Annotated in this window: 10 protein-coding genes; 1 reads left to right on the top strand and 9 read right to left on the bottom strand. The window is 38.5% G+C overall.

Features of this window, described 5'->3' with window-relative positions; translation table 11 throughout:
* Window positions 1-121: 121 nt before the first annotated feature.
* The 4 genes from DL897_RS06915 to DL897_RS06900 all read right to left on the bottom strand — a co-directional run bounded on the left by DL897_RS06915 (window position 122) and on the right by DL897_RS06900 (window position 6,406).
* The gene (locus DL897_RS06915) at window positions 122-2,668 is read right to left on the bottom strand and encodes a PIG-L family deacetylase (RefSeq protein WP_113658414.1); all 2,547 of its coding nucleotides are present in this window, start codon (window positions 2,666-2,668) and stop codon (window positions 122-124) included.
* Window positions 2,669-3,128: 460 nt separating this feature from the next.
* Complete coding sequence (locus DL897_RS06910) at window positions 3,129-3,875, bottom strand: CPBP family intramembrane glutamic endopeptidase (protein WP_113658413.1); 747 nt, start codon at window positions 3,873-3,875, stop codon at window positions 3,129-3,131.
* A 129-nt stretch (window positions 3,876-4,004) separates the two neighbouring features.
* A complete protein-coding gene (locus tag DL897_RS06905; RefSeq protein ID WP_240627292.1) occupies window positions 4,005-5,339 on the bottom strand; it encodes an esterase/lipase family protein in 1,335 nt (444 codons plus the stop codon).
* Window positions 5,340-5,710: 371 nt separating this feature from the next.
* Window positions 5,711-6,406, bottom strand: coding sequence for an SOS response-associated peptidase (locus DL897_RS06900; RefSeq protein ID WP_113658412.1), 696 nt, complete (start codon window positions 6,404-6,406; stop codon window positions 5,711-5,713).
* A gap of 95 nt (window positions 6,407-6,501) precedes the next feature.
* Between DL897_RS06900 and DL897_RS06895 the strand changes: the two genes are divergently transcribed.
* Window positions 6,502-6,984 (top strand): spore coat protein, encoded by a 483-nt coding sequence (locus DL897_RS06895; RefSeq protein WP_113658411.1) that lies wholly within the window; start codon window positions 6,502-6,504, stop codon window positions 6,982-6,984.
* A gap of 480 nt (window positions 6,985-7,464) precedes the next feature.
* Here the strand turns inward: DL897_RS06895 and DL897_RS06890 are convergent, their stop codons facing one another.
* The 5 genes from DL897_RS06890 to DL897_RS06870 all read right to left on the bottom strand — a co-directional run bounded on the left by DL897_RS06890 (window position 7,465) and on the right by DL897_RS06870 (window position 26,211).
* Complete coding sequence (locus DL897_RS06890) at window positions 7,465-8,823, bottom strand: GntP family permease (protein ID WP_113658410.1); 1,359 nt, start codon at window positions 8,821-8,823, stop codon at window positions 7,465-7,467.
* Between the two features lie 21 nt (window positions 8,824-8,844).
* A complete protein-coding gene (locus DL897_RS06885) occupies window positions 8,845-9,975 on the bottom strand; it encodes a glycerate kinase (protein ID WP_113658409.1) in 1,131 nt (376 codons plus the stop codon).
* Between the two features lie 530 nt (window positions 9,976-10,505).
* The gene (gene sigK, locus DL897_RS06880; protein ID WP_113658408.1) at window positions 10,506-11,222 is read right to left on the bottom strand and encodes an RNA polymerase sporulation sigma factor SigK; all 717 of its coding nucleotides are present in this window, start codon (window positions 11,220-11,222) and stop codon (window positions 10,506-10,508) included.
* Window positions 11,223-11,467: 245 nt separating this feature from the next.
* The gene (locus tag DL897_RS06875; protein ID WP_113658407.1) at window positions 11,468-18,397 is read right to left on the bottom strand and encodes an amino acid adenylation domain-containing protein; all 6,930 of its coding nucleotides are present in this window, start codon (window positions 18,395-18,397) and stop codon (window positions 11,468-11,470) included.
* 146 nt (window positions 18,398-18,543) lie between these two features.
* Window positions 18,544-26,211 carry a non-ribosomal peptide synthetase gene (locus tag DL897_RS06870; protein ID WP_113658406.1) on the bottom strand — a complete coding sequence of 2,556 codons (7,668 nt, stop codon included), beginning with the start codon at window positions 26,209-26,211 and terminating at the stop codon, window positions 18,544-18,546.
* Window positions 26,212-26,213: the final 2 nt, after the last annotated feature.

Below are 26,213 nucleotides of genomic sequence, written 5' to 3'. Positions count from 1 at the left end.
TGGCCACCTCCATTCTAATATTTGCATTATACCAAAATTAACCAAATAATCGATATATTTTTTACCGATTATACTGAATAGAAAAAACTAGACTCTAAAAACAGAGTCTAGTTTTTTCATACTATGATGATTTTTGTGGATACTCAATGAGATTGACCATCAGACGATAACCACCAGGTACTTGTGATTGAATTTCACGATAAAGTACCAGACTGGTATAAATATAAGTTCCTTTTCCATAGTTTGCTACTAACACACCACTATTAAATGGCTTTTCTCCTGGATCTGACATGGAGAAGAGTGGATGATAGTTTTCCGAATCCCATGTAGATGGGAAATATACTGCTCTCTCTTGTACCCAGTTATCAAAGTCCTTAGAAGTAATTAAATTAGGGCCTTTGATAATCGGATGATTTGGATCTAGAAAGGTGACAGGCGCATTCTCATCAGTAACACGCCAGTTAATAGGTGGGTTTCCGGGAATTAGCGGGTATGGAGCTAATTCTGGTTTCCAATTATCCCCGGGCTTATGATACTGCATAACCACATGTCCACCATTTTTCACATAGTCTAGCAATCTTTGATTATTTTCTAGAAGATCTTTACGCGAGAGATAAGCACGAATCCCGACAACGATCGTATCATACTGACTTAGGTCGCCAGACTTAATATCCGTTTCAGTTAGAGAATGAATTTGAAGTCCAGCTTCTCGTAAAGCATTCGCTGTATTATCAAAACCGCTTTCGATATAGCCAATCTTTCGATCTGGATCAAATTTTAAAGAAACTCCAGTAAAAGTTATCTTAGCATCTCGAACATAATAGACCGTTCCTATATGAGGATAGGAGATGGGTTGTACTTGCTTAGAGAATGCTTTACCGTTTACTTTTGCTATGACTGGAAGTTGGACATTTTGTTCTCCAAATCCAGCTTTGGTTGTGATGGTAAAGGTTACATTTTTCTTCTCTAAAAACTTATGGAATTCGACTGTTTGCACACTTGGTTCTGCTTTCCAGCCTTTTGGTAATTCTAATTCCAGTGTTCCCTTATTGGCTCCTTGCAGGTAGTTTGTTACTTGAACTGTTACTTTTTTGATATCTTGCTGTTTCTCTGTATTAATGATCCCCGACTCTGGAGTAAGCAATAGTCCCCAATCAGGTAACAAGGCAACCGTTTGTTTTAAAGAATCTACGGAAACCCGCTTGGTAACGGTTTCGCCATATAGCTTATAGCTTACGTCAAATTGTACAGCGGATGGTTGGTAAGGCTCATAAAAAGAGTCACTTTTAGCAGGAGCCGTGATATTCGAAGAGATCGTCAGATGATCTCCAGCTTTAAGATGTCTAATAAATGATTTTGTACTTGCTTTCCATCCATTATTCGCAAAAACAGGTTTCACTTGAATATTTGCAAGTGTGGTCACACTGTGGTTTTGCACTTGTATTGAAACATTTTTGGTTGAACCTAGAGTCCAAACACCATCCCCGACATTGAGAGATACTTGTACTTTGGAAGCAACTGCACTGGCATGCTCAAGTTGCTTTTCTTTTACTTGAAGACGATATAAGAGATCGGATTGTAAATCATTTGAGAGCGGATGCTTTCTTAAATCTTTCATTAATTGACGTGTCAACTTTAAGGCCTTTTGTACGTTTTTGGTTACAGTGACATGATCAGGATAACTTTTGATTGTCGTTTCGTATTGCATTTGTAATTGAATCAGTTTACTTTTAATCTTTGTATTATTCACTTTCTTACTGTATGCTTGAAAATCATATGGAAGATGATCAAAAATCGTTTCTTCTGCTCCGACACTTCCTACTTTCGACTTCGCTAGCTGAAGCGAAACATAGTAATCAGCAATCGGAAGATCCCGTCCCATTCCTTGTGATTTATGATACTTACGAGATTCCTCACCCAATTGAGGATAAGTAAGCCCATAAATTGGATCTACTTTTCCACCAATGTTAAATTTGAGTGTGGTGGTTTTGTCCTCTCCAGGAAGATAGAGTTTTTTCACTTGCCAAGGTTGAAGACCTTGTTTCAAATGTTCCGGAAAAATATTAGGATTAGCTGCATCTTCAAATGCCTTCACAGTTAGCTGATTGATGGCCCGATGATGCCCATGTTGCGATGGTACATCGAGAAAAGAAGGCATGACAATATCAGGGCGAGTTTCACGGATCTTGCGAATTAATCGTTCATACGTAAGGTTTTCTCCCCATTTTTCAAGTGTTTCTGTTGGAGACTTGGAAAAACCAAAGTCAAAAATAGAATCATCAGGTTTCTCACTTAATTGGAGAAGATGAATATTAAGTAATTTCGAAGCCTCTTGAAGTTCTCGGGTACGAATCATCCCTAAGCCATTAAAAAGCTCTGATCCAATCTCGTTTTGCCCACCCTCTCCTCTATTGGCGATGAGACTGATAGAGCGTACCCCTTTCCCTAAAGATAAATAGGCAAGTAAAGCACTTTGTTCATCATCTGGATGAGCTCCGGTATTCATGAAACTAACCACGGTATCAAGTGGTAAAAGTGCCTTCCAAAGCTCTTGATCTTTCTCTTTAGCTGGTACGGAAGCAAAGGCTCCTGTAGGGATTAACACACTGGTAACAAGTAATAGTACGAGTAAAATGGCAATCCTAAAACGTTTTTTCCCAACTACCATAATTTTCGCCTCCTGTCAGTTTTATTATAATTAATAACCTTACTATTCTATAAAACCAAAATGGAAACGATTATTCAAATATAGAATATTACGCGAATCAAAGTAACAACGCAAAAATTGGAGAAAATTTATCCTCTACATATGAAAACGGTTACTTATTAATAAGTCATTCCTCTCAACAACCAAACCTAGTATCTCTTCCAGATGCTAGGTCTGGTTGTTGACAAAATTAACTATTATGACCAAATTGATTAGCAATCCGTACATTCTTATTTCCTATTCTGCTTTTGCTACTAGCCAATTTACTTCTTTTTTGGTTAACTCCTCTGTCCATTCTTCTGCAACGTCAACTTCACGAATCACTGTGTCAATCTCATTCAGATCAATACTTTATTGAAAAAATAAAAAAAGACTAAGAGAACATCCTAATATGATGCTGCCTTAGCCTTTCTCTTATGATTTATGCAGGTCTTCGATGCTCTGCTCGATAAATCCAAATCAGAAACACTAAAATCATTAATAAACTAATAGCTAAATATAGAATACTTCCTGTAAGCTTAAACGTTGTATATTTAGTGATAATAAGGCTATAAAAATTATTGACAAAATGAATCGACATCGTAACCCAAATGGATCGTGTCCATACATAGACCAATCCAATAATAATACCCATTAAACTCGTATAAATCAATTGATAAATGTTTGCATGCATGATCCCAAACAAAACCCCTTGAATGATCACAGCAACGATGACTGACATTTTTCTTCTTAACTCATGATAGATAAGTCCTCGTAATAATAACTCTTCATTTAATGCTGCAAATACACCGAAATATAAAGTTCCCATCCACAATGGTGCTTGAACAAAGGGCTTAAACATTTCTTCTATAGCCTTCTGCTCTTCCGCTAAGGGTAAAAGCTCCATTAAATACCCACTAAAGAAATTCATGGCGAGAGCTAATGGAATCGTTAAAAGCAGGACAGAGGTTTTTGGCTTATTCAGATAAATCGGTTCTGTAAGGCGACGACGTCTCCAAAGCACTATGGCGACTAATACGATAAAGGTGACACCATCATTTAATAAATTAACTGGCACAAAGGGTAAATTTAGTATGCTTGAAAAGATAGGGAATGTTATGATAGAAAGAAGTTCAGGAACGATCATAAAAAATATGACTAATCCTATTATTTTTAACCATGTTTTCATCTAGATGTCTCCTCATATAGCACATTTTTATGGTGTAAATTTTATTCTCTCTTTTAATATAGTAATTTATATATAATATAGTCAATTCTATTAAATTATGCTTTTCCAAGATATCCATTCATATCGGCTTTACTGAGCTGATAAAGAGTACAACAACTTGCCTAATGCCCGATACCATGCACGCATATCTCTGACTCCTAAGCCAATCAAGTCGATATGGTCATATGAACGCATAATCCCCAGATGATTCCACACTCCTTTTTGCGCATCTTTATTATAGGAAACAATCGGATCTGTGGCTGGACCATCCATCGAAGAAGTATGAACCATGCCATCATTTCGCCACCAAGCCGAGTTAATAGGGACTTTACCTTGTCCAATTTGCGTATACGACCCTAAAAAATACGATGTAGGGTGAAAAAGCGGATTCATCAGTGGCTCAGGAATCTGGTGTCCTGTTAGGATGCTTTTATAGGTTTGCTCTGCGGATACAGAAAAGTAATACACATTAGGTTGGGCTTTAACCCAATCATTTAACTCTTTGGCACCTTCTGGTTTTAAATCCCATTCAGCAGTATCTTTTGAAGTTTTCCAAAGGGAACTATTCCGAACACGCTGATAATATCTATCAAAGGGCTCATTAGGAAGTCTTTTTAATCCCCATTGATCCAATTTGAAATCGTACATGGGATTATCTTTGGAGCCTGTAGCCGATGCAGCTAATGTTACAATTTGTTGAAGATGTGGAATCAATTCTTTCACCTTATAAGTAAGTGCAGACCCATCATGTGGTGAAGCAATGGATAGGATACTATGAATCCACGGCTTATTCTCTCCATTAAACAAGGGAGATAATTCGTCTTTAGGTGTAGCATGTCTTTCATTTTCATCTCCCTGTGCCAAAAGTTGATTTAACACCCGAATCGTCTGTCCTCCCAAACTATGCCCAATTAGGTGAATTTTATAAATCATAGACGTCTCTGGATTTATTTCTCCCCACTTTGGATATAGTCCAGGGTATGTTCTACCATATCGGGCATGTCCATGTTTTTTAGAATGGGCTTCTCCATAATCAACTCTCCCACCTTTAATCTGTGCATATAGTTCAACAGCTCGATCCCAATTACTTGAAACTGGACCCACTGCAGCTGTATATGTTTCATAACCATGGCTTTTCATATCTTTTTCAATATCCTGAATACCGCCCCAATATTTGAAACCCAACATTTCATCTCTTCCCCAACCTGTCAAACCATGTACCAACACAATAGGGTAGTGATTTCTTGCTTCATCATTAGTGGGATGCGGATTGATACTCGGCTTAATCTTCAATTCCTCTTCAGCTTGCTCCGCAGTCGAATGATATTGTGGCTGTTGACTCGAACTGAAAGCTAAAGCAGTAGGGGCAAAACAAAAAGCGAATAAACAGAAAATGAGCAGAACACTATTGATCTTTTTTAGCATATACTCAAAAACACCTCCAATAATATACCTTAAATTATTTGAATATTTTATCTATATTGTATCATAATATTATACCCATTTAAACTGATATTATTAAATAATAAAAATTTTTATGATAATAAGTATAGTTATACATCTTGTTATTCTCAGATGAACCTATTTATGCAATTCCCTTTGTCGAAAGCGAGTTTATAATTAAATTTTATCCATAATAAAAACAACTCATTTCATAGAACGAGTTGTTCAACTTGTTGACAAAGTCTTTTTCTGTGGATGTTTTCCTTTTCCGTTTCACTCTCATTGCTAAAAAACCAGTAAAAGTCGTTCAATTGGAAAAGGAAAACTCGGTTTGTCAACGTTTTTTTAAGTATTCACTCAAATATATTATCCCATAAGCCTTCAACACAACTAAGCGATTCTAAAATGGACGGATGATCATTCTTAGGTGAATTGACTAACGTTGAAATTTCGAAAGCCTTCATTTCGACGGCTGGATATGGTTGTAGCAGATTCTTTAGATACTCGATATCTTGCATCTCATGGTGTAACCATATCTCATAAGCATTGGGTGGTAGTATTACTGGCATCCGATCATGTACTTTTTTGACCAACTCATTGGGTTTTGTGGTAATAATCGTACAGGTATCTAATGTTTCTCCGTTCTGCATCCATTGGTTCCATAGTCCCGCGAAAGCAAAGGGCTTTCCAGATTTTAGCTGAAACCGATATGGACGTTTTTCTTTCCCTTCCCTTTTCCATTCATAAAAGCCATCAGCTAAAATAATACATCGCCGTTTCTTGACCAATTCCTTATACATGGGTTTCTCATCAATTGTCTCCGCTCTTGCATTAATGAGTTTGTAGGCTATTTTCATATCCTTGGCCCAAGATGGAATCAGTCCCCATTTCATCGATCTTCCAACTCGCTTCCCTTCTTCAAGAACAACCGTAACAACAAGTTGAGTGGGAGCTATATTATATCGGACTTTCATCGGATCTACCATGATCATGTCAAATTGTTTTTGCAGCTGTTCCATATCATGAAATAAAGAAAAACGACCACACATATCATCACCCCTTGTTCGATACAGAGATATATTACTGCACACCATTCTGGTACTACGAATAAAATAATTCTAAAATACCCAAGGAGGACTTAGGTATGATTCATGATCATTTAGCTTGGCATGAAACCTTAGATATGCATGAATTGGTCGCTTTTCAAACAGCTGGACTCTTTATGCTTAAAAAAAGTATTAAAATGGTACACGATCCGAAGCTAAGGGAGTTATACAAATTCTCTATTCACTCCCTTAAACAGAATTTAACTGAACTCCTTGCATTTTATCCAGAAACTCCAAAGGTAATGATGGATTCGAGTAAAATAGATGAAACCCCATTTTATGCGGGAAATCTATTGGGGTTAGCAAAAACAGCGGTACGAAATTATGCAATAGCCATTACAGAAACCGCCACTCCTGCTTTGAGAAAGGTTTTAACAAAACAACTAAAAAATGCAGTTAAATTACATGGAAAAGTCTATTACTACATGTATCAAAAAGGTTATTATCCATCATACGATTTAAATCAATTACTTGCCAATGATTATATGAATGCTACGAAGGCCATTCAATTAGAATACTAACAGATATCTTAAGGGGAACAACGGGTTTGAATCGTTTCTCTCTTACTTTATAGGAGTAACGGTATGGGGTAAATTTGGATAGGATGAATAATCTTTTATTTTGAACATAGAAAAGGGCTCCTCTTTTAAATCGGGTAGAGCTTTTCATTTAAGATCATTTTTCAATTATTGTTTCGTACATCTACTCAGTTTTACATGATCCGATTGATCACCTAACTCTATCTGCTATTTTATGTCATATCCCGACCAGTTATACCTTTACTCTTCTTCAGTTACGAATGATTCTAATTTGGCACACCGCTTCATTTAAGAAAAGTGACTTTCTAACGAGCTTTACAGTCATTGCTGTCTTTCATCCCACGGCTTCAGCGTGTGGAACAGTCAAATCTTTATATAAATATGGACTGAACGACTAAAGCCGATCAGTCCATATAGCATGACATCATTCCATTAATCAATCTCTATATGAAATCATTTCTTTTATACTAAAATCACCCATAAAATCATCGTTACAATAATAGCTGTTAGTCCCTGCAATAATGTAGCCATTGTTTGTGCCTTGTATGCATCCGTTACTTTCATTCCACTAAATTGTGTAACCACCCAGAAGTAACTATCATTTACATGACTTATCGTCATGGCTCCCGCTCCAATAGCCATCACAACCAGAGCGAGCGGAATTGCACCTTCAATCCCTAACTGTTTGATCATGGGGGCGATAAGAGCAGAGGTAATAACCAAGGCTGCTGTTGATGATCCTTGTGCTGTTTTCAAAGCCGCTGCAACGATAAATGGAATCAGTAGAACTAAAGCTCCACCTAAAAGACCCCCATCAGCTAGTCCTTTAATCAAATCAGCCACGGGTGTTGCCTTAATCACGGAGCCAAAAGCTCCTCCAGCTCCCGTAATCAGAATGATTGCTGCCGAATCTTTGATTCCTTCTCCAACCCACCCTGTTAATGTTTCTTCATTCCATTTGGGTAGGAGAGTAAAAGAAACAAATACTCCGATTAACAGAGCTACAATGGGTGTACCCAGAAAAAGAAAAAAATTAGCTAAAGCTCCTTTCCATCCGACAGCAGAAATAATCGAAGCTAAACCAATAAATAAGATTGGAATGACAATCGGAGCAAATGACTTTCCAGTAGAAGGAAGGGTTCCAAACTGTTTCACAACCTCTTCGTATTGAAAGTTATGATCTTCTTCTCCTTCAATCCGAATTTTACTAGCTACCTTCATCGCCCAAATATATCCGACTAAAATAACTGGAATACATACGATAAGTCCGATAATAATAATGGTCCCTAAATAATTACTTGCACCGATATTTCCTGCTGCTGCAATCGGTCCAGGTGTAGGTGGGACGAGAGTATGAGTCGCATATAATCCAGTAGCCAGTGCAACTGCCATAGAGGCAAGAGCTACTTTGGTTCGCTTAGCAAGTGCTTTTTTCAAGCTCGACAAGATTACATATCCCGAATCACAAAAAACAGGAATACTCACAATGGCTCCTATTAAAGACATGGCCAACTGGGGTCTTTTTTCGCCTACAAGTCTTAATACGACCTCGGCCATCCGTAAAGCAGCACCCGACTTTTCTAAAATCGTTCCAATGACTGTACCCGCTACGATCACTATACCAATACTGCTCATTAGACCACCAAAGCCCTCATTTACCACTTTAACAACATTACCGAGTGGCATTCCTGTAGCTATCCCCACTCCAAAAGCTGCTATCAATAAAGCCAGAAACGGATGTAGCTTCCACTTTGCTGTTGCTAACACAATAAATCCAACACCAAGTATGATAATCAAAAACAATAACGGTCCATGTACCATAAAACTCCCCCCTCAAATTTTTTAATTTGATGACGCTTTCAACAGACGAGCAATGTTACATGCGCATATATATAAATACTTGCTTGCGCTCGCGATCGACTCTTTTATACTCAGGGGTCCTATAGCAATTGAATGACAACTAATAAATTCTTCATATAGCTGCTCAAAACCATTCCCCAAACTACCCGAAATCAGAATTGTTTTGCTATCATACTTTTTGGCAAGTTTAGCAACAAATGATGGCACTTTACCGTAAAGAGTTTGAAAGTCGCTTTGCCCTTCTCCTGTAATAACCCAATCGGCCTTTTTTATTTTTTCCTCTAATCCAGTGGCTTCAGCCAGCACCTGTGAACCTGAAAGAATCTTAGCTCCTATCGTAAGAAGTCCAAATCCAAGTCCCCCAGCCGCACCAGCACCTGCTACATACTGAATGGATTGGTCAAGTGCATTCTCAACTAAGGAAGCATAATGTGCTAAACCTTGGTCCAGCTTTTCTACTTGCTCTTTGGTGGCTCCTTTTTGCGGTCCAAAAACATACGATGCACCTGTCTTTCCACAAAGTGGATTTTTAACATCACTTGCTACTTTAATCTCACACTTAAGAACTTCGGGATGAATCGTACCAAAATCGACTTCTTTAATTTTCTCAAGTGAAGCACCAATCGGTTTGACAGCGCTTCCATCGCGATCTAAAAAAGTAATACCCAGTGCTTGTAACATTCCAAGACCACCATCATTGGTAGCACTTCCCCCCAGACCGATTATAAATTTGCGATACCCTCGCTTTAAAGCGTGGATCATTTGCTCACCTACTCCATAGGTAGTTGTCAACATAGGATTTCTCTGATTTTGAGGAATTTGGGGTAATCCTACCACTTGGGCAATTTCGATCACAACTGTTTCCTGATCACTTAAAACTCCATAGCTTGTCATAATCCGATTTCCTAATGGCCCAGTAACTTCTAGGTCAACTTTTTCTCCACCTACAGCGAACAGGATTGTCTCTAACGTTCCTTCCCCACCATCGGCCATCGGAACAACTTCGATGTCGGCTGTCGGCATTTCTTCTTGGAAGGCCTTTTGGATAATCAATCCTACTTCTTTGCTCGATAAACTACCTTTATAGGAGTCAGGTGCTATAACAATTTTCATAAACTCACCTCTTTATAAAAATGAGTGATTTAACTTTATTTAACAACAGTTTTTGATTCCTTCACAACGGATGAATCAAAAAAATGATCAATCCATTGCATTCGATTTTTTGTATGTTTGCACAAATATACCACTGCATTATCTTATAGCAGTGGCTAATCAGAACCTTTTAACTTTTTACAGTAAGGTATCCCGAAATACTATGATAAGACTTTCCTATACCTACCGAAACAGTATAATCCAACCATTCTTTTGTAATGAGTGTAGCATGAACCAGAAACCATTTCATATTTCAAATTTTTCATTGTATTGAGGATCTAGTGTTACTCTTCTATGAAACGCAACCATTATGTGGTAGGCCGAAAAAATTCAGTGATACACAGATTATTCAATGCTTGGTGTACCAATTTATAGTTTCGGTGGGCTTATATGGAAGCTAAAGCGGAATCGTTTGCAACATGCTCATCATAATATATTACATATTTAATTCTATTAAAATATAATTATAAAGCCAACCCCTTCCTTATCCTTTATCTCCTCCGTTCATTAGAAGATGAAGAACGATAATACTCATGAAATAGCTTAATCAATGCTCTTTTTTCGATCCGTGAAACATAAGAACGAGAAATCCCTAACTCTTTAGCAATTTCACGCTGTGTCTTCTCCTCTTCACCATTTAGCCCAAAACGACTGCGAATCACTTCCTGCTCCCGATCATCAAGAATATGGATATGCTGGTATATTTTATTCTTTTCAATTTTCATCTGAACGAGTTCAACCACTTCATCCGGATCTGTGCCTAGAATATCCGACAATGTTATTTCATTTCCTTCTTTATCAGTTCCAATCGGATCATGTAAAGAGACATCTTTTCGCGATTTCTTTAGTGAACGTAGGTGCATGAGAATCTCATTCTCAATACACCTTGCTGCATACGTAGCCAACTTGGTACCTTTATTTGTCTGATAAGACTCAATGGCTTTGATTAGACCAATTGTACCGATGGAGATTAAGTCTTCAGCATCTTCTCCTGTATTTTCAAACTTCTTTACAATATGGGCCACTAAACGTAAATTGTGCTCAATTAAGAGATTGCGGGCTTTCATATCTCCTTCGGCCATCAATTTAAGATTTTTTTCTTCTTCAACCTCAGATAATGGTTGTGGAAATGCATTATTTTTTATGTATGAAACAAAAAATAACATCTCTTTAAGTAGAAGGGCTACTGATGTTATCAAGCCAGCCATGGATACGCCTCCTTGATCTATTTTCTAAAACCCTCATAGATACGATATGTCTTACCCAATCATTTGGTTCCAATGTTATATAACTGCTACATTTTCTAACTTATGCTGAAATGTAATTGTCTTATGTTAAAATCAAAATTTTCTACACGGTTCTATTATTATTAATTTGTAACTATACAAAAAAGGAGAGTCGAAAATACTCTCCTTAAAGCTGACAGATCATGTTTGGTTTCATGGTTCTTCTTCTAAACTTCTACTTTGTTCATTAGGATTTTCTGGATAATGGTAGTATTTTTTTCTAAATGGGGTGGAATCAACATATCCATATGTCCTCCTGATCCATGATAAAAGTTAAAGTGTGAGGTCATGGATTGCCAGTCCTTGATCCTATCGCTGCCGTCTTCCGATTGGATCGAATGAATCGAAGCTTGTACACTTCCATCGTTCATCAATTGATTAAAATAGATGAGATAGTTCTTTACTCTTTCAAGGAACTCTTGTTTGGTAGATATGGATAAATCATTCATTAACTGATGTTGCAGAAAGGTTTCTACTGCTTCTTTAGCTTGCTTTTTCACTTCTTCCTCGGTAAAGAAAAGAATTTCTTTTCTTGGTAACCCATCGAGCAGAATAAGATCCGATACTTTATATCCTTCTTTTTCCATTTGTTTTGCTACTTCAAAAGCGAGGCAACATCCAGCCGAATAACCTAATAAACAATAAGGTCCTTCTACTTGTATACTTAGAATCTGCTCTATATATTTTGGTATCCGATCGTCCTCATGAATAAAGTCTAAACCATAGATCGTGTGTGTATGGATATGCTGAGCCAACGATGAAAATATCCCTCCATACCCTGCAATGGGTGGAAAACAGAAGATATTTGAATCGCTTTCCTGATTTAACGCGGTTAATAGTGACGATTGGTTTGACTGATGTGCTGAGGTCGAAAGATAAGCAGCAAGATCTCGAATGGTTCGATGTTTAAACATGACAGATAAGTTAACATTCTTATGCAGAATATCATTGATTCTACTGATCACTGAAATGGCTTTTAATGAGTGACCACCCATCTGAAAAAAGTCATCAGTTACACTGATCTGATCCATACCTAATACTTCCTGCCATATACAAACCAATTGTTTTTCCAGATTGGTAATAGGTGCTACATACTCACTCTGCATATGCATCGTATTTGGTTTTGGTAATTGTTTGTGCTCTACCTTACCATTGGAATTTAGTGGTATCCGATCCAGTTTGATTATAAAAGATGGGAGCATGTACTGAGGAAGCTTTTTGGCTAAATCATTCTTTAGTTCAGTATTTGATACAGATGCATCTTCTACAATATAGGCACATAGATAAACTTCATTTTGCTCATCGGTCCAGTCACATACCACTGCGTCTTTCACTTTTGCATGGTCTAAGAGTATCGTTTCAATCTCACTCGGTTCGATACGATAACCACGCACTTTGACTTGATGATCGATTCGACCCAAAAATTCAATATTTCCATCGGATCGATAACGGGCTAAGTCCCCTGTACGATACATACGTTCTCCAGGTATAAAGGGATTGGGGATAAATCTCTCAGCCGTTAGCTCTGGCTTTCCAAGGTACCCTCTACTTACACTATCTCCCGATATATAAATTTCCCCTACCACTCCTTGAGGTTGTAGTTGTTGATTCTTGTTGAGCAAATAGATTTTTGTGTTGGCAATCGGCTTTCCGATCGGAGGATGTTCGACCTTTTTTGTTCGTGAAGAAATAGTGTAAGTCGTTACCACATGTGTCTCCGATGGACCATAGTGATTATGTAAGTACACATCACTTTGACTGATATACTGCTGTAATGATGATGATAGGACAAGTTGTTCACCTGCTGTAATCACATGTTGAATCGATCCTGGCAGCTGATCTACCCATTGGAACACAGCTTTCAGATAAGAAACAGGCCAGAAGATAACGGTAATGGCTTGCTCTTCCATATATTGTAATAGCTGTCTCATATTTTGTTTCATTTGATTGTCAATCACATATAAACATCCACCTGAACATAGGGTAGAGAAAATTTCTTGGAAGCTTACATCAAAGCTGATGGTATTAAATTGCAATACATTTCTATCAAAAGGAATCGATGTATTTAATAATTGATCTTGTAATAAATTGAGTAGCTGACGGTGCTCCATCATCACTCCCTTGGGTTGACCTGTCGTTCCTGAAGTATAGATGACATAAGCTAGATGGCTGTTTGTACAGATATGGGGTAGATTGGAAGAGTCCAGATCTGAGCATGTAGCTTGCTTGACATTGAGCCACTCTATGGCTGTATTCCATTCTGTTTCTTTAAATTGGCTCATCACTACATCATCACTGATAACGATCTGTGCTCCACTATCTGACAACATGTATTCGATTCGCTGAGTTGGATATGCAGGGTCAATGGGTACATAAGCTCCACCCGCCTTTAAAATGGCAAGCATCCCAACAATCATTTCCAAAGAACGTTCCATCAGTAGACCGACACGATCATCTGGCTTGATTCCATGCTTACGTAACAATCTTGCCAAGCGATTAGATTGGTTATTTAACTCATGATAAGTCAGCTGTTCCTCTTTGAATACCACTGCTATTTTGTTCGATGTTTGGATTACTTGTTCCTCAAATAACCCGTGTATCGTCTTTTCGTACAGATCTTGTACACTCGTCGTATCGTTCCATTCCACTAACAGTCGCTGCTTCTCCTGTTCTGTCAACATTTCCATTTCGGCAATACATTTATCAGGATCATTGACCATTTCTTGAACGATCTGTATAAAATGTTGGGTCATCCGCTGAATCGTTTCTGGCATGAACAAAGAAGTTGCATATTCCAATCGACACTCTATTTTATTTTGTCTCTCGGTTGCAAATAATAAGAGATCAAATTTCGAAATGGCATAATCTAGCTCATAGGGTGTTACTTGCACACCGTCCAACTGAAGTAAGTCTCGACCAAAGTCTTGAACGGTTATCATTGCTTGAAACAATGGATTACGACCTGTATCTCGCTGAAGAGAAAGCTTATCTACTAAAACCTCAAAGGGATAATCAGCGTGATCGTAAGCAGCTACTGCGCTCTCTTTTACTTCTTGAATAAAGTCAATCCATCTTTTTTGTCCTTCTGGATAATTACGTATCGCCAATGTATTGACAAACATCCCCACAACAGATTGCACATCCGCATGTGACCGACCAACGACAGGCGATCCCACAATGATATCTGATTGACCAGTATATCTGTGAAGCAAAGCATTGTAGGCAGTAAGTAGTAGCATATAGATGGTGGTTTCCGTTTTAGATGCCAGTCGTTTTAAGGAATGGGTTAAATCAGAGTCTAAAACAAAGTCCCAATAACTCCCTTTAAAACTTTGCATCTCTGGCCGAACATAGTCAGTCGGTAAATCCAAAACAGGAATTTCACCTGCGTAAATATTTAACCAATAGGTTTCTTGTCGTTTCCATTCATCTGATTTCATCCATTCTTGTTGCCAAACAGAAAAATCTTTATATTGAATGTGTAATTTAGGTAAATTCTCACCCTGATAGATCTTAGAGAGTTCATCAAGTAACAGATCAACGGATACACCATCTGCGATAATATGGTGAAGGTCAATCAAAAGTAGATGCTCTTCCGGCTCTAGCTGAATTAATTCAGCACGAAATAGTGGGGCTTGGTCTAGTGAAAAAGGCTGAATGAACTGATTCACCCAATTCTTTGCTCCTTCTTTGCTTCCCTTGCGAACACGTAGCTGAAAGTCGACTTCAGTATGAACATATTGCATAGGCTCGCCATTGATAACTTGAAATGAAGTTCGAAGTGATTCATGACGTTGGATCAGTTTTTGGAATGCTTGCTCCAAACGCACTCTATCAAGTGATCCGTTAAGCATCAATGCACCAGACATATTATAGTGGGTTGCGTTTCGCTCCAATTGTTGTAGGATATAAATCCGTTTTTGTGCGGAAGAGACAGGATAATACCTCTGAACAGGAGCAGGCTGAATCGAGCGGAACGCTGTCATTTCTTGATCTCGCAAATAGGTAGCCAGTTGTTGGATGGTTGGTTGTTCAAAAATCGCTCGTACTGGAACCTCTACTTCTAGCTTTTGATGGATCATCGACATCAACTGAATCGCTTTTAATGAGTGTCCGCCAATCTGAAAAAAGTCATCCGTTATCCCAATCGGATCAATACCTAATAATTCTTGCCATATCTTTACCAACTGCTTTTCCAGTTGGGTTACAGGTGGTACATAATTTTCTACTATGGTTGACTCATCCGGTTTGGGTAAAGCTGCTTTATCCACTTTACCGTTTTGGGTCAAGGGAATTTCATCCACCTCTATGATAAAAGAAGGAATCATGTAGGCTGGTAGCTTTTGACTTAAATACTTTTTTAGCTCATGACTCACTCCCGTTTCATCTAAGATGACATAGGCAGCGAGATAAATTTCACCTTGTGCATCTTTCCAATCTTGTACCGTTGCGCTTTTGACTTTGGTATGTGTTAGAAGAATAGATTCAATCTCTCCCAGCTCAATCCGATATCCACGTACTTTTACCTGTTGATCGATCCGACCCAAAAACGCTAGATTGCCATCAGGCAAATAGTGTACTAGATCACCTGTGCGATACAGGCGCTCTCCAGGAACGAATGGATTGGGAATAAACTTTTCTTCTGTCAATTTTGGTTTTCCGAGATATCCACGAGCTAGCCCCACTCCACCGATACATAGTTCTCCTGGAGCACCAAATGGTTGCAGCTGTAAGTGTTGATTGATGATATAAACCTGTACATTGGGAATGGGCTTTCCGATTGGTACAGAGGAAACAGGGAGATTTTTATCCGCTCTCCACATGGTGGCAGTAACCGTTGTTTCGGTAGGTCCGTAGGAGTTGATACAAATTTTTTTCCATCTCTCCACTAAAGGACATGGCGCTAAAGATCCTCCCAAAATAAAATGACGAAGTGAAGATGGCTCCTCGTATTTTAGGTACTTAGCATAAGATGGAGGCAAATGGAGAATCGTTAGCTGATTTTGCTTGATATAGTTTTCTAGCTCCACTACATCATAAATCAGCTCAGGAGTTAGGATATAAAGGCATGCTCCTGTCAGTAGACTCATCCCCAATTCTTCTACGGAAACATCAAACGAAACGCTAGCAAATTGTCCAATCCGGTCATCTTCCTGAATGTCCAACTGTTTGTTCCAATGATATAAAAAATTGATCACGCTCCGATGTTCAATCATCACTCCTTTGGGTTGTCCTGTCGTTCCCGAAGTATACATTACATAGGCCAAATCAGTTGACTGATTGACATCGGATAAGTTGGAAACATCCATTTCTTTTAAATCTAAAGTTTGAACATCCAACCATTCTACCGATCCAAGCTCTTCTTTGTTGAGTTTTTCCATGATCGATGATTGGCTGAGAATCAGATTAGCTCCACTATCAGCTAGCATGTATCTCATCCGTTCGACTGGATATTGGGGATCAATCGGAACATAAGCTCCCCCTGCCTTTAGAATCGCAAGAATGCCTACGATCATATCCAAGGAACGCTCTATCATCAACCCTATCCGATCATCAGGCTTTGTTCCTTTTTGACGTAACACGTAAGCCAAGCGATTCGCTTGTTCATTTAGTTCTTGGTAGGTAAGTTGGTCATCTTTGTAGACTACTGCTACCTGATGGGGTGTTTTCACTACTTGTTCCTCAAACCATTTATGAATCGTCTGCTCTTTCGGATAATCCGCCTGATTATCATTGCACGATTTGAGTAATCGTTGTTTTTCTTCTTCATCCAAGATATCGATTTGCTGAACCTTTATTTCTGGATCAGCCAACACAGCTTTAGCAACTTGCTTCATATGCTTTTCAATATTCGAAATAAACACATCCTGAAGTACAGATGAATCGTATGTAAGTTTCACCTGAATGGAACTCCCAGGCATCACAGCGATGGTCAGCGGATAATTCGTTTGCTCAAAACATTTTACATCACGAATCCGCAACTCTTGTCTCTGCCCATTGAAAAGATTTTGTACTTCTTGATCCAATGGGTAGCTTTCAAAAACCATGAGATGATCAAATAACGCTTGTTGATGGATACTTTGTTGTTGAACTTCATAAAGAGGGCAAAAGCCGTGCATTTCATAGTCAAATGCTTGTTTTTGTATTTGACTCACAAACGCTGAAAATGAACCATGACTACCTCGAATACGAACAGGAACGGTATTGATAAATAGCCCCACCATCTTCTCGATTCCATCAATCGATGCGGATCTTCCCGAATGAACCGCTCCGAAAACAACATCATCTTGATTGGTATATCTGTGTAATAAAACGCCCCAAATAGCTTGAAACGTTGTATTTAATGTTACGTGTTGCTGCTTACTAAAATGGATCAGTGCCTTGGACATTTCTTCACTAAAAGTAAAAGTAAAATCCCGGTATGTTTCATCCTCTTCTATTCGACTTTGTTTCCTTGGCAAATAGGCTAAATCTTCATACCCCTGCAAGTATTCTCTCCAATAGCTCAGAGAGTCTATATCGTCGCGCTCTTCCAACCACTCGATAAATTCTTTATAAGGTTTTATCTCTTCCAAAAGGATAGGTTGCTTATTTTTTGTAAGTGAATAGATCGAAAATAATTCTTTGACCAGACTACCCATACTCCAACCATCTAAGAGAATGTGATGAAAGCTCCAAATCACATAAACATCCTTTTCACTCCGTTTAAACAGAGCAAAACGCATTAATACATCTTTTTGCAAGTGAAAACCTTTTTGTCGATCTTCTTGTTGATACGATTCAATCACAGACTGCGATTCTTCAGCTGATAGATGAGATAGATCCTTAACATAGACAGGAACTTCACGACCTGTCAATACAACTTGTTTGGGCCTCTCTATTTTTTGATAAAAAATAGCTGTTCGTAGTAGATCATGTCTTTGTACCAATCGTTGAATACTCTGTTTAAAATTCGGCACATCTAAATTTCCTTCTATCGAAAAAGTCATTTGTTGAAAATAGGTTGCTGTTTTTTCCTGCAAGAGGGAATGGTATAGCATTCCTTCTTGCATCGGTGATAAATTATAAACCTTTTCAATTTTTATTTGATTTGACATCAAAGCCCCACTCCTTACTAGAAGCTGTTTCTAAAACGATTTTCTATCAATCGAAGCCAACCTCTATGACTAAAAACCACTTAGATGGAAACGTTAATCTCTAGTCATAGAGGTTCGGCACTTACACTTTCCCTTTAAGTCTTTTTCTATCCTTCAAGTATACTTTGCATATATTGTAAGTCTTCTAACGAAAGGTTTTTATCCCCTACATCACTTGGGGTGATTTCTGTTTCAGACTTTCCGGCGCAGTGTTTGATCAATTGTTCCAAGTTTTCCTTTAGATATTGAGTGAACTTGATGATGGTCTCTCGGTTGTATTCCTTACAGCTATAACCTACTTGCAGTGTAAACTTCCCATTGAAAATGAGTCCGTTCATCTCAATCGTGTGTCTTCGTTTCATCTGTGGGCTTACCAACTTACCTGTTTTCAATGAAGAGATCTGAAAATGACCATTTTCCTTCGTATTTGGGTCAAATTGCCCAAGATAGTTAAAAGTAATTTCTGGACGAAAATGAGTGAATTCAGTAGACCTAAGTTCAGCTTGACGCAAGTATTTCAAAATACTAAAGCCAATCCCTCGATTCGGAATCCTGCGTAAAGTTTCCTTTACTTTTTTGATACTGTCTGACAGGCGCTGATCGATCGATTCTTCAGAATCATCTTGAGCAAAATCAAAGACAACTGGATAACAGCTTGTAAACCAACCGATAGTTCGATGAAGACGAATTGTTTCTAAAATCTCCTCACGACCATGTCCTTCTAATAAAATACTTACCTGATCAGTGTTGACCCAATCTTTTACAGTTAATCCTACAGCCGTTAGTAGAATATCATTGATTTCCGTATTATAGGCGTGATGAATTTGACTCAGCAGTTGTTTCGTTTGTTCTTTGGTTAAAGATAACTCGATATAGTCACTCTCTTGTATGAAGCTTTCTTTCACCTCACGGTCCTTCGGTAGAGGCACAATCTCGGACTGACATAGCTTTTCCCAATACGGAATCTCTTTTTGTATCTGGGAACTGATTGCATATTCTCTCAAACCATTCGCCCAAGCTAAATAAGAGTCTGTCTTCAATGGAAGTTGGATAGGTTGCTGTTTCAATGCCTGTTGATAACCACTTTCAAAGTCCTCCAATAAAATCCGCCATGAAACACCATCAACAACTAAGTGATGAATAATTATTAGTAAATAGTCACCATGATCTGTTTGAAATAGCCCGACCTTCATTAGCAAGCCTTTAGTAATATCTAAGCTGCTTTGCATTTGATTTGCTAACTCTTCGATTTGGTCTCTCACATTTTTCTCATTCCGCAAGTCAAATGAATCAAGCTGGAAAGGGGTCTCTTCTAGTCCGCGATTCATCTGAATCCATTGATCTTTCTGTTTCCGATAGATCATTCGCAGTGCATCATGATGCTCTACAAGTTTCATTAACACTTTATTTAAAACATCCTCATGGAGATGTGTGGGACTATATAATAGAATAGACTGATTAAAGTGATTGACATAAGACCCTGCATGCATAAAAAACTCGGCTTGAATCGGAGTAAGAGGTACTTCACCTTGTACGAGGTCTTGCTTCACTTGCTGCTTCTTGCTCTTGATATAAGGGATCACCTTTTGAATTGTTGGCGCGCGAAAAAGATGGTTTACGCTTAGGATCAGATTTTCTTTCTGTAACATAGCAGCTATTTGAATTGCTTTGATCGAGTCTCCTCCCAATTCAAAAAAGTGATGGGTTACACCTATTTTTCTTAGACCTAATACTTGTTGCCAAATATGGGCTAACTTCTTCTCCATCTCGGTAACTGGCGCCACATATTCTGTTTGTAATTCAAGTCCATCTGGTTTTGGTAGTTGACTTCGATCTACTTTACCATGGGGTGAAATGGGAATCTCATCAATCTCCATGATAAAGGATGGAATCATATAATCAGGGAGTTTTCGCCTCAGATACTTCCTCAGTTCACTACTTGATATGTGCTCATTCAATACTACATACGCACATAAATCCATTTCATCCTGTTCATCTGTCCACTCGCGTACCGTTACATTCTTTACATTGGGGTGACTCATTAGTATAGACTCAATTTCACCTAGCTCAATTCGGTAGCCTCGTACTTTTACTTGCTCATCGATTCGCCCCAAAAATTCGATATTTCCATCTGACAAATAGCGAGCAACATCTCCCGTACGATAGATTCGCTCTCCAGGAATAAACGGATTAAGGATAAACTTTTCGGCGGTTAATTCCGGTTTGTTGAGGTACCCTCTTGCCAGCCCGTCTCCACCAATACACAGTTCTCCAGGAACTCCGATGGGTTGTAACTGTAAGTTTTCATCTAAGATGTATATCTTTGTATTGGAAATCGGTTTTCCAATTGGAACTTCCATAACATCCTCTTCTTTTGTTGGCTCCCATGTGGTAGCACAGACAGTCGTTTCGGTAGGTCCATACGCATTAGTATAGATTTCTTTCCAATGTTCTACTAAGTTCGATGAGCTTGCGGAGCCCCCAACCATTACTTTTCGTAGTGATTTCATATTTTGCTTATGAAGATAGCATAGGTAAGTAGGAGGAAGTAATAGGATACTTAGATGATGCTGATTCACATACTGTTCAAAGTCAACAGGACTTAAGACCACATCATGAGGAATCATATACAGACAAGCCCCAGATAGCAGACTAACTCCGATTTCCCAGACGGCGGCATCAAAGGAAATATTGGCAAATTGACCGACTCGGTCTTGCTCATTTATGAGAAACTCGGTTTGGAAGTGACATATGAGATGGATCAAACTTTGGTGTTCTACCATTACTCCCTTTGGTTGTCCTGTTGTTCCTGAAGTATAAATCACATACGCCAAATCAGTAGGCTTGTTCATATTCGATAGATTCGAAGAATCAACTTCTGTGGAGACAACCTCTCCTATATCTAACCATTCTCCGATCTCATTGCCTTCATCCAAAAGCTTTTCTATTATGGAAGCCTGACTTAAAACAATCATAGCCTGACTATCTTCCAACATATATCGAATCCGTTCTACTGGATAGGAGGGATCGATAGGCACATAAGCTCCACCCGCCTTTAAAATTCCTAAAATCCCCACAACCACATCAAACGAACGCGCTAATAACAATCCTACTCGATCATCTGGTTTCACTTCACGTTTTCTTAAGACATGTGCCAAACGATTGGCTCGTTCATTTAACTCTTGGTATGTCAATTTCCCATCTTTACATACCACCGCTATGTTATTTGGGGTTTTAGCTACTTGTTCTTCAAACCACTCATGGATTGTTTTTTGTTTGGGATACGGGGTTGTAGTGTGATTCCACTCTACTAACAGCTGATACTTTTCTTGATCCGTTAACATGTCAACTTCTTTTATTTTCTTATTAGGATGTGTTACCATTTCGTTTACAATCTGCTCAAAATGCTGCTTCATCCGCTCTATCGTTTCTCGCTTAAATAGAGAATGGGCATACTCGAATTGACATATAATCTGGTCTTGACTCTCTTTAGTTACCAGGGATAGGTCGAACTTCGAAATCGCATACTCCAATTCAAGTGGTTTAACCTGTAACCCATCGAGCTTAAAGGTATCACTACCAAAGTCTTGCATCGTAAACATCGCTTGGAATAGTGGATTGCGACTGGTATCACGCTTAAGGGAGAGCTTTTCTACAAGTATTTCAAAAGGATAGTCAGCATGATCATAAGCACCTAGAGCCTCTTCTTTCACCTCTCGTACAAAATCAACAACGCTCTTATGTCCTTCGGGACGGGTTCGAATCGCCAGTGTATTCACAAATAATCCCATTACTGACTGAATATCGGCATGTGATCGACCGACAACGGGCGTTCCTATAATCACTTCCGCTTGCTTCGAATATTTTTGTAACAAGATACTATAGGCAGCTAGCAGTAGCATATATAGCGTTGTACCTGTTGTAGATGCAAGCCTTTTTAGTGATTTCGTTAGCTCTTCATTTAAGACAAAGCTTTCATGGCTACCTGCAAAGTTTTGTACCTCTGGACGCATATAATCTGTTGGTAATTCCAAAACAGGAATCTCATCCGAAAAGGTTTCTAACCAGTATTTCTCTTGTTGATGGAAGGAATCTGATTCCATCCATTCCTGTTGCCAGACTGCAAAATCTTTATACTGAATTGGAAGATCTGATCGTTTCTCTCCACGATATAGTTTCGAAAGGTCATCTAACATCACATCGGTTGAAATACCATCTGTAATGATATGGTGTATATCGATCAGTAGCAAATGCTTTTTTGACTGAAGTTGGATTAATTCCACACGGAATAATGGAGCTTGTTCCAACGAAAATGGACGAACAAATTGATTGATCCTGTTTTCCGCTTCTCTTTTGGTACCCTTTTGCACAGTGATCTTAAAGGGAACCTTGGGATGAATCTTTTGCATAGGTTCTCCGTCTACTAGCTCGAATGAGGTACGTAAGGCTTCATGACGTTCAATCAGTTTTTGAAATGCTCGTTCCAAGCGCTGAATGTCTAATTCACCTTCGATCATAACCGCTCCAGGTAGATGATAGTGCGTAGAGTTTAGCTCCATTTGCTGCAATACAAACATCCGCTTTTGTGCTGAAGAGAGTGGATAATAGGGTTGAGATGGAGCTGGCTGAATCGATTGAAAATCCGTCTTCTCTCTTTCTGCAAGATAAGAAGTTAATTCCTGAATCGAAGGATACTCAAAAATTGCACGAACCGGTAATTCGATTTGTAGCTTTTGGTGGATCATGGACACTAATTGAATTATTTTTAGGGAGTGACCACCGATATGAAAAAAGTGATCTGTGATCCCAACACGATCAATCCCTAATACGTGCTGCCAAATTTCTACTAACTGTTTCTCCATTTCTGTCGTAGGTGGTACATACACTACTTGATGTTTTGATTCATTAGGGAGAGGTAATGCCTTTCGATCCACCTTACCATTCGTTGTCAAAGGAAGCTGATCCATTTCCAGAATAAAGGAGGGAATCATATAGTCAGGCAACTTTTGTTTCAAATATTTCTTTAGCTCAGAACTTGATATAGGCTCATTCAATACAACATAAGCACATAAATAAGTCTCATCTTGATCGCTTTTCCAATCTTGAACGACTACATCTTTTACCTTTGGATGCTCCAAGAATACGGAAGCAATCTCATCTAACTCTATGCGATAGCCACGAATTTTGACTTGATGATCGACCCGCCCCAAAAATTCAATATTTCCATCTGGTAAGTAGCGTCCAAGGTCTCCGGTTCGATACATTCGCTCACCTAAGACAAAGGGACTGGGCAAAAATTTGGCTGCTGTGAGTTCCGGTTTACCCAAGTAACCTCTACTTACACTATCACCCGAAATATATATTTCACCAACAACACCCGGTGGTTGTAATTGACCATTTTCATGTAGTAAATAAATCTTTGTATTCGCAATCGGTTTCCCAATTGGTGGATAATCTACGATTTCTTGATCAGACGTTAGTTTATATGTTGTTACAACATGGGTTTCTGAAGGGCCATAGTGATTATGTAATTGCACATCACTTTGACGAATACACTGTTTCAGTGAAGACGGCACAACTAACTGTTCTCCTGCTGTAATTACATGTTGAATCGACTGTGGTAATTGATCGGTTAGTTGAAACACTGCTTTCGCATAAGAGACAGGCCAGTAAACAATCGAAATGTCTTGTTCTTCAATATATGTCAATAGTTGAACAATATTTTGTCTCATTTGACTCTCAATGACATATAGGCAACCGCCAGATAAAAGGGCTGAAAAAATTTCTTGAAAGCTCACATCAAAACTAATGGAGCTAAACTGCAATACTTTCCCAGTAAAAGCAATCTCCTCACTTGAAATTTGATTGTGTAATAAGTTAACCAGTTGGCGGTGTTCCATCATAACCCCTTTGGGTCGTCCAGTCGTTCCAGAGGTATAAATGACATAAGCTAGGTCAGACGACTGATTGATATGAGGTAAGTTAGAACAATCCATCCCCTTCATATCCAAGGCTTGGACATCTAGCCATTCGACTGACTCAACTTCTTCTGGGTCGAGTCTTTCCATGATTCTAGATTGACTCAGAACAAGATTGGAACCACTATCGGCTATCATATATCGTATCCGCTCGATTGGATATTCGGGATCAATCGGAACATAAGAGCCTCCAGCTTTTAAAATGCCCAGGATGCCTATGATCATATCGAAGGAACGCTCCATGATCAGCCCTACCCGATCCTCTGGTTTAACTCCTCTTTGTCGTAGTACTCGTGCTAAACGGTTTGCTTGTTCATTTAACTCTAAATATGTTAGGCGTTTTTCCTTGAAAACCACTGCTACATGATGAGCAGCTTGATCTACTCGCTCTTCAAACCATTGATGTATCGTTTTCTCTTTTGGATATTCCATGCGAGTATCATTCCACGTATTCAAAATTTGCTGTTTCTCAGAATCTGTCAATATATCAATCTGACGAACCTGAACATTCGGACGATCCACCACTGTTTGAGTAACCTTTTTGAAGTGATTCTCAATCCGATCAATAAATTCTTGATTAATGAAGGAGTGATTATATTTCATACGAACTTCCAACGATTTTTTAGGATTTACTGAGATCGTTAGCGGATAATTCGTTTGCTCAAAACTAGTCACATCACTGATCTTTAACATAGACTCCTGATCATGTTGTAAGTTCCCAATTTCTTGATCCAAAGGGAAATTCTCAAAAGCAATAATATGATCAAACAACTCTTGTTTATGACCACTTTGTTCCTGAATTTCATAAAGGGGACAATAGCCGTGTTCTTCAGCAGCAAAAAACTGTTGCTGTAATTCTCTAGCGAACGCTATAAATGAGCCATCACTTTTTGCTATACGAACAGGTACTGTATTAATAAACAACCCCACCATTTTCTCTATCCCTTGAATGGCTGCTGATCTCCCTGATATCACTGATCCAAAAACAACATCCTCTTGATAGGTATATCTTTGCAATAGTACTCCCCAAATGGCTTGAAACAGGGTATTTAGCGTGATATGATGCTTCTTACCCAAATGGATTAGTGACTCTGTCATTTCTTCATCTAGAGTGAAGGTCACCGTTTTGTACTGATCAGGTGTCTGTACCTGACTTGGTTTCATGGGTATTAAGGGTCGATATTGATATCCTTGTAAATACTGCTTCCAATAGTTTAGTGATTTCCTATTATCTCGCACATCTAACCATTTAATAAATTCTTGATAAGGCTTCACTTTTTCGAATTGTATGGGTTGTTGTTTTTTAAGGGATAAGTAGATTTGAAGTAATTCATTCATGATAATCCCAATACTCCAACCGTCCAATAAAATATGATGATAGCTCCAAACCAAGCGAAAATTCTGGTCAGCCCTTTTGAAAATAGCAAAACGCATTAATACATCCTTACGTAAGTTAAAACCAGCTCGCCTATCATCTACTAAAAAAGATTGCATGAACTGCATAAATGCTTCATCGGATTGATTGGATAAATCTTCATAATGGACAATTACTTTTCTATGATCTAATACGACTTGCTGAGGCTTTTTGATTTTTTGATAGACAAAGTTTGTACGAAGTATATCGTGCCTTTGGATCAATTGTTGGATACTTTGTTCAAAAACGTGAATATCTAGATCACCTTGGATCGAAAAAGTCACCTGCTGAAAATACATTTCTGTGTTCTCTTGCAAGAGAGAATGATACAACATTCCCTCTTGCATTGGTGATAAATCATAAACCTTTTCTACCTTCGCCATCA

The sequence above is a fragment of the Thermoflavimicrobium daqui genome, assembly GCF_003313465.1.
In the GTDB taxonomy this organism is placed as follows: Bacteria; Bacillota; Bacilli; order Thermoactinomycetales; family Thermoactinomycetaceae; genus Thermoflavimicrobium; species Thermoflavimicrobium daqui.
Note: the sequence above shows the minus strand (reverse complement) of the source record. Positions and strands in the feature narration are given on the sequence as shown.

What these genes read in the sequence shown, in the direction of transcription:
- DL897_RS06915 (WP_113658414.1), bottom strand. Translation starts at nt 2,668, where the DNA reads ATGGTAGTTGGGAAAAAACGTTTTAGGATTGCCATTTTACTCGTACTA.
- DL897_RS06900 (WP_113658412.1), bottom strand. Translation starts at nt 6,406, where the DNA reads ATGTGTGGTCGTTTTTCTTTATTTCATGATATGGAACAGCTGCAAAAA.
- DL897_RS06905 (WP_240627292.1), bottom strand. Translation starts at nt 5,339, where the DNA reads ATGCTAAAAAAGATCAATAGTGTTCTGCTCATTTTCTGTTTATTCGCT.
- DL897_RS06875 (WP_113658407.1), bottom strand. Translation starts at nt 18,397, where the DNA reads ATGTCAAATCAAATAAAAATTGAAAAGGTTTATAATTTATCACCGATG.
- DL897_RS06910 (WP_113658413.1), bottom strand. Translation starts at nt 3,875, where the DNA reads ATGAAAACATGGTTAAAAATAATAGGATTAGTCATATTTTTTATGATC.
- DL897_RS06870 (WP_113658406.1), bottom strand. Translation starts at nt 26,211, where the DNA reads ATGGCGAAGGTAGAAAAGGTTTATGATTTATCACCAATGCAAGAGGGA.
- DL897_RS06890 (WP_113658410.1), bottom strand. Translation starts at nt 8,823, where the DNA reads ATGGTACATGGACCGTTATTGTTTTTGATTATCATACTTGGTGTTGGA.
- DL897_RS06895 (WP_113658411.1), top strand. Translation starts at nt 6,502, where the DNA reads ATGATTCATGATCATTTAGCTTGGCATGAAACCTTAGATATGCATGAA.
- DL897_RS06885 (WP_113658409.1), bottom strand. Translation starts at nt 9,975, where the DNA reads ATGAAAATTGTTATAGCACCTGACTCCTATAAAGGTAGTTTATCGAGC.
- sigK (WP_113658408.1), bottom strand. Translation starts at nt 11,222, where the DNA reads ATGGCTGGCTTGATAACATCAGTAGCCCTTCTACTTAAAGAGATGTTA.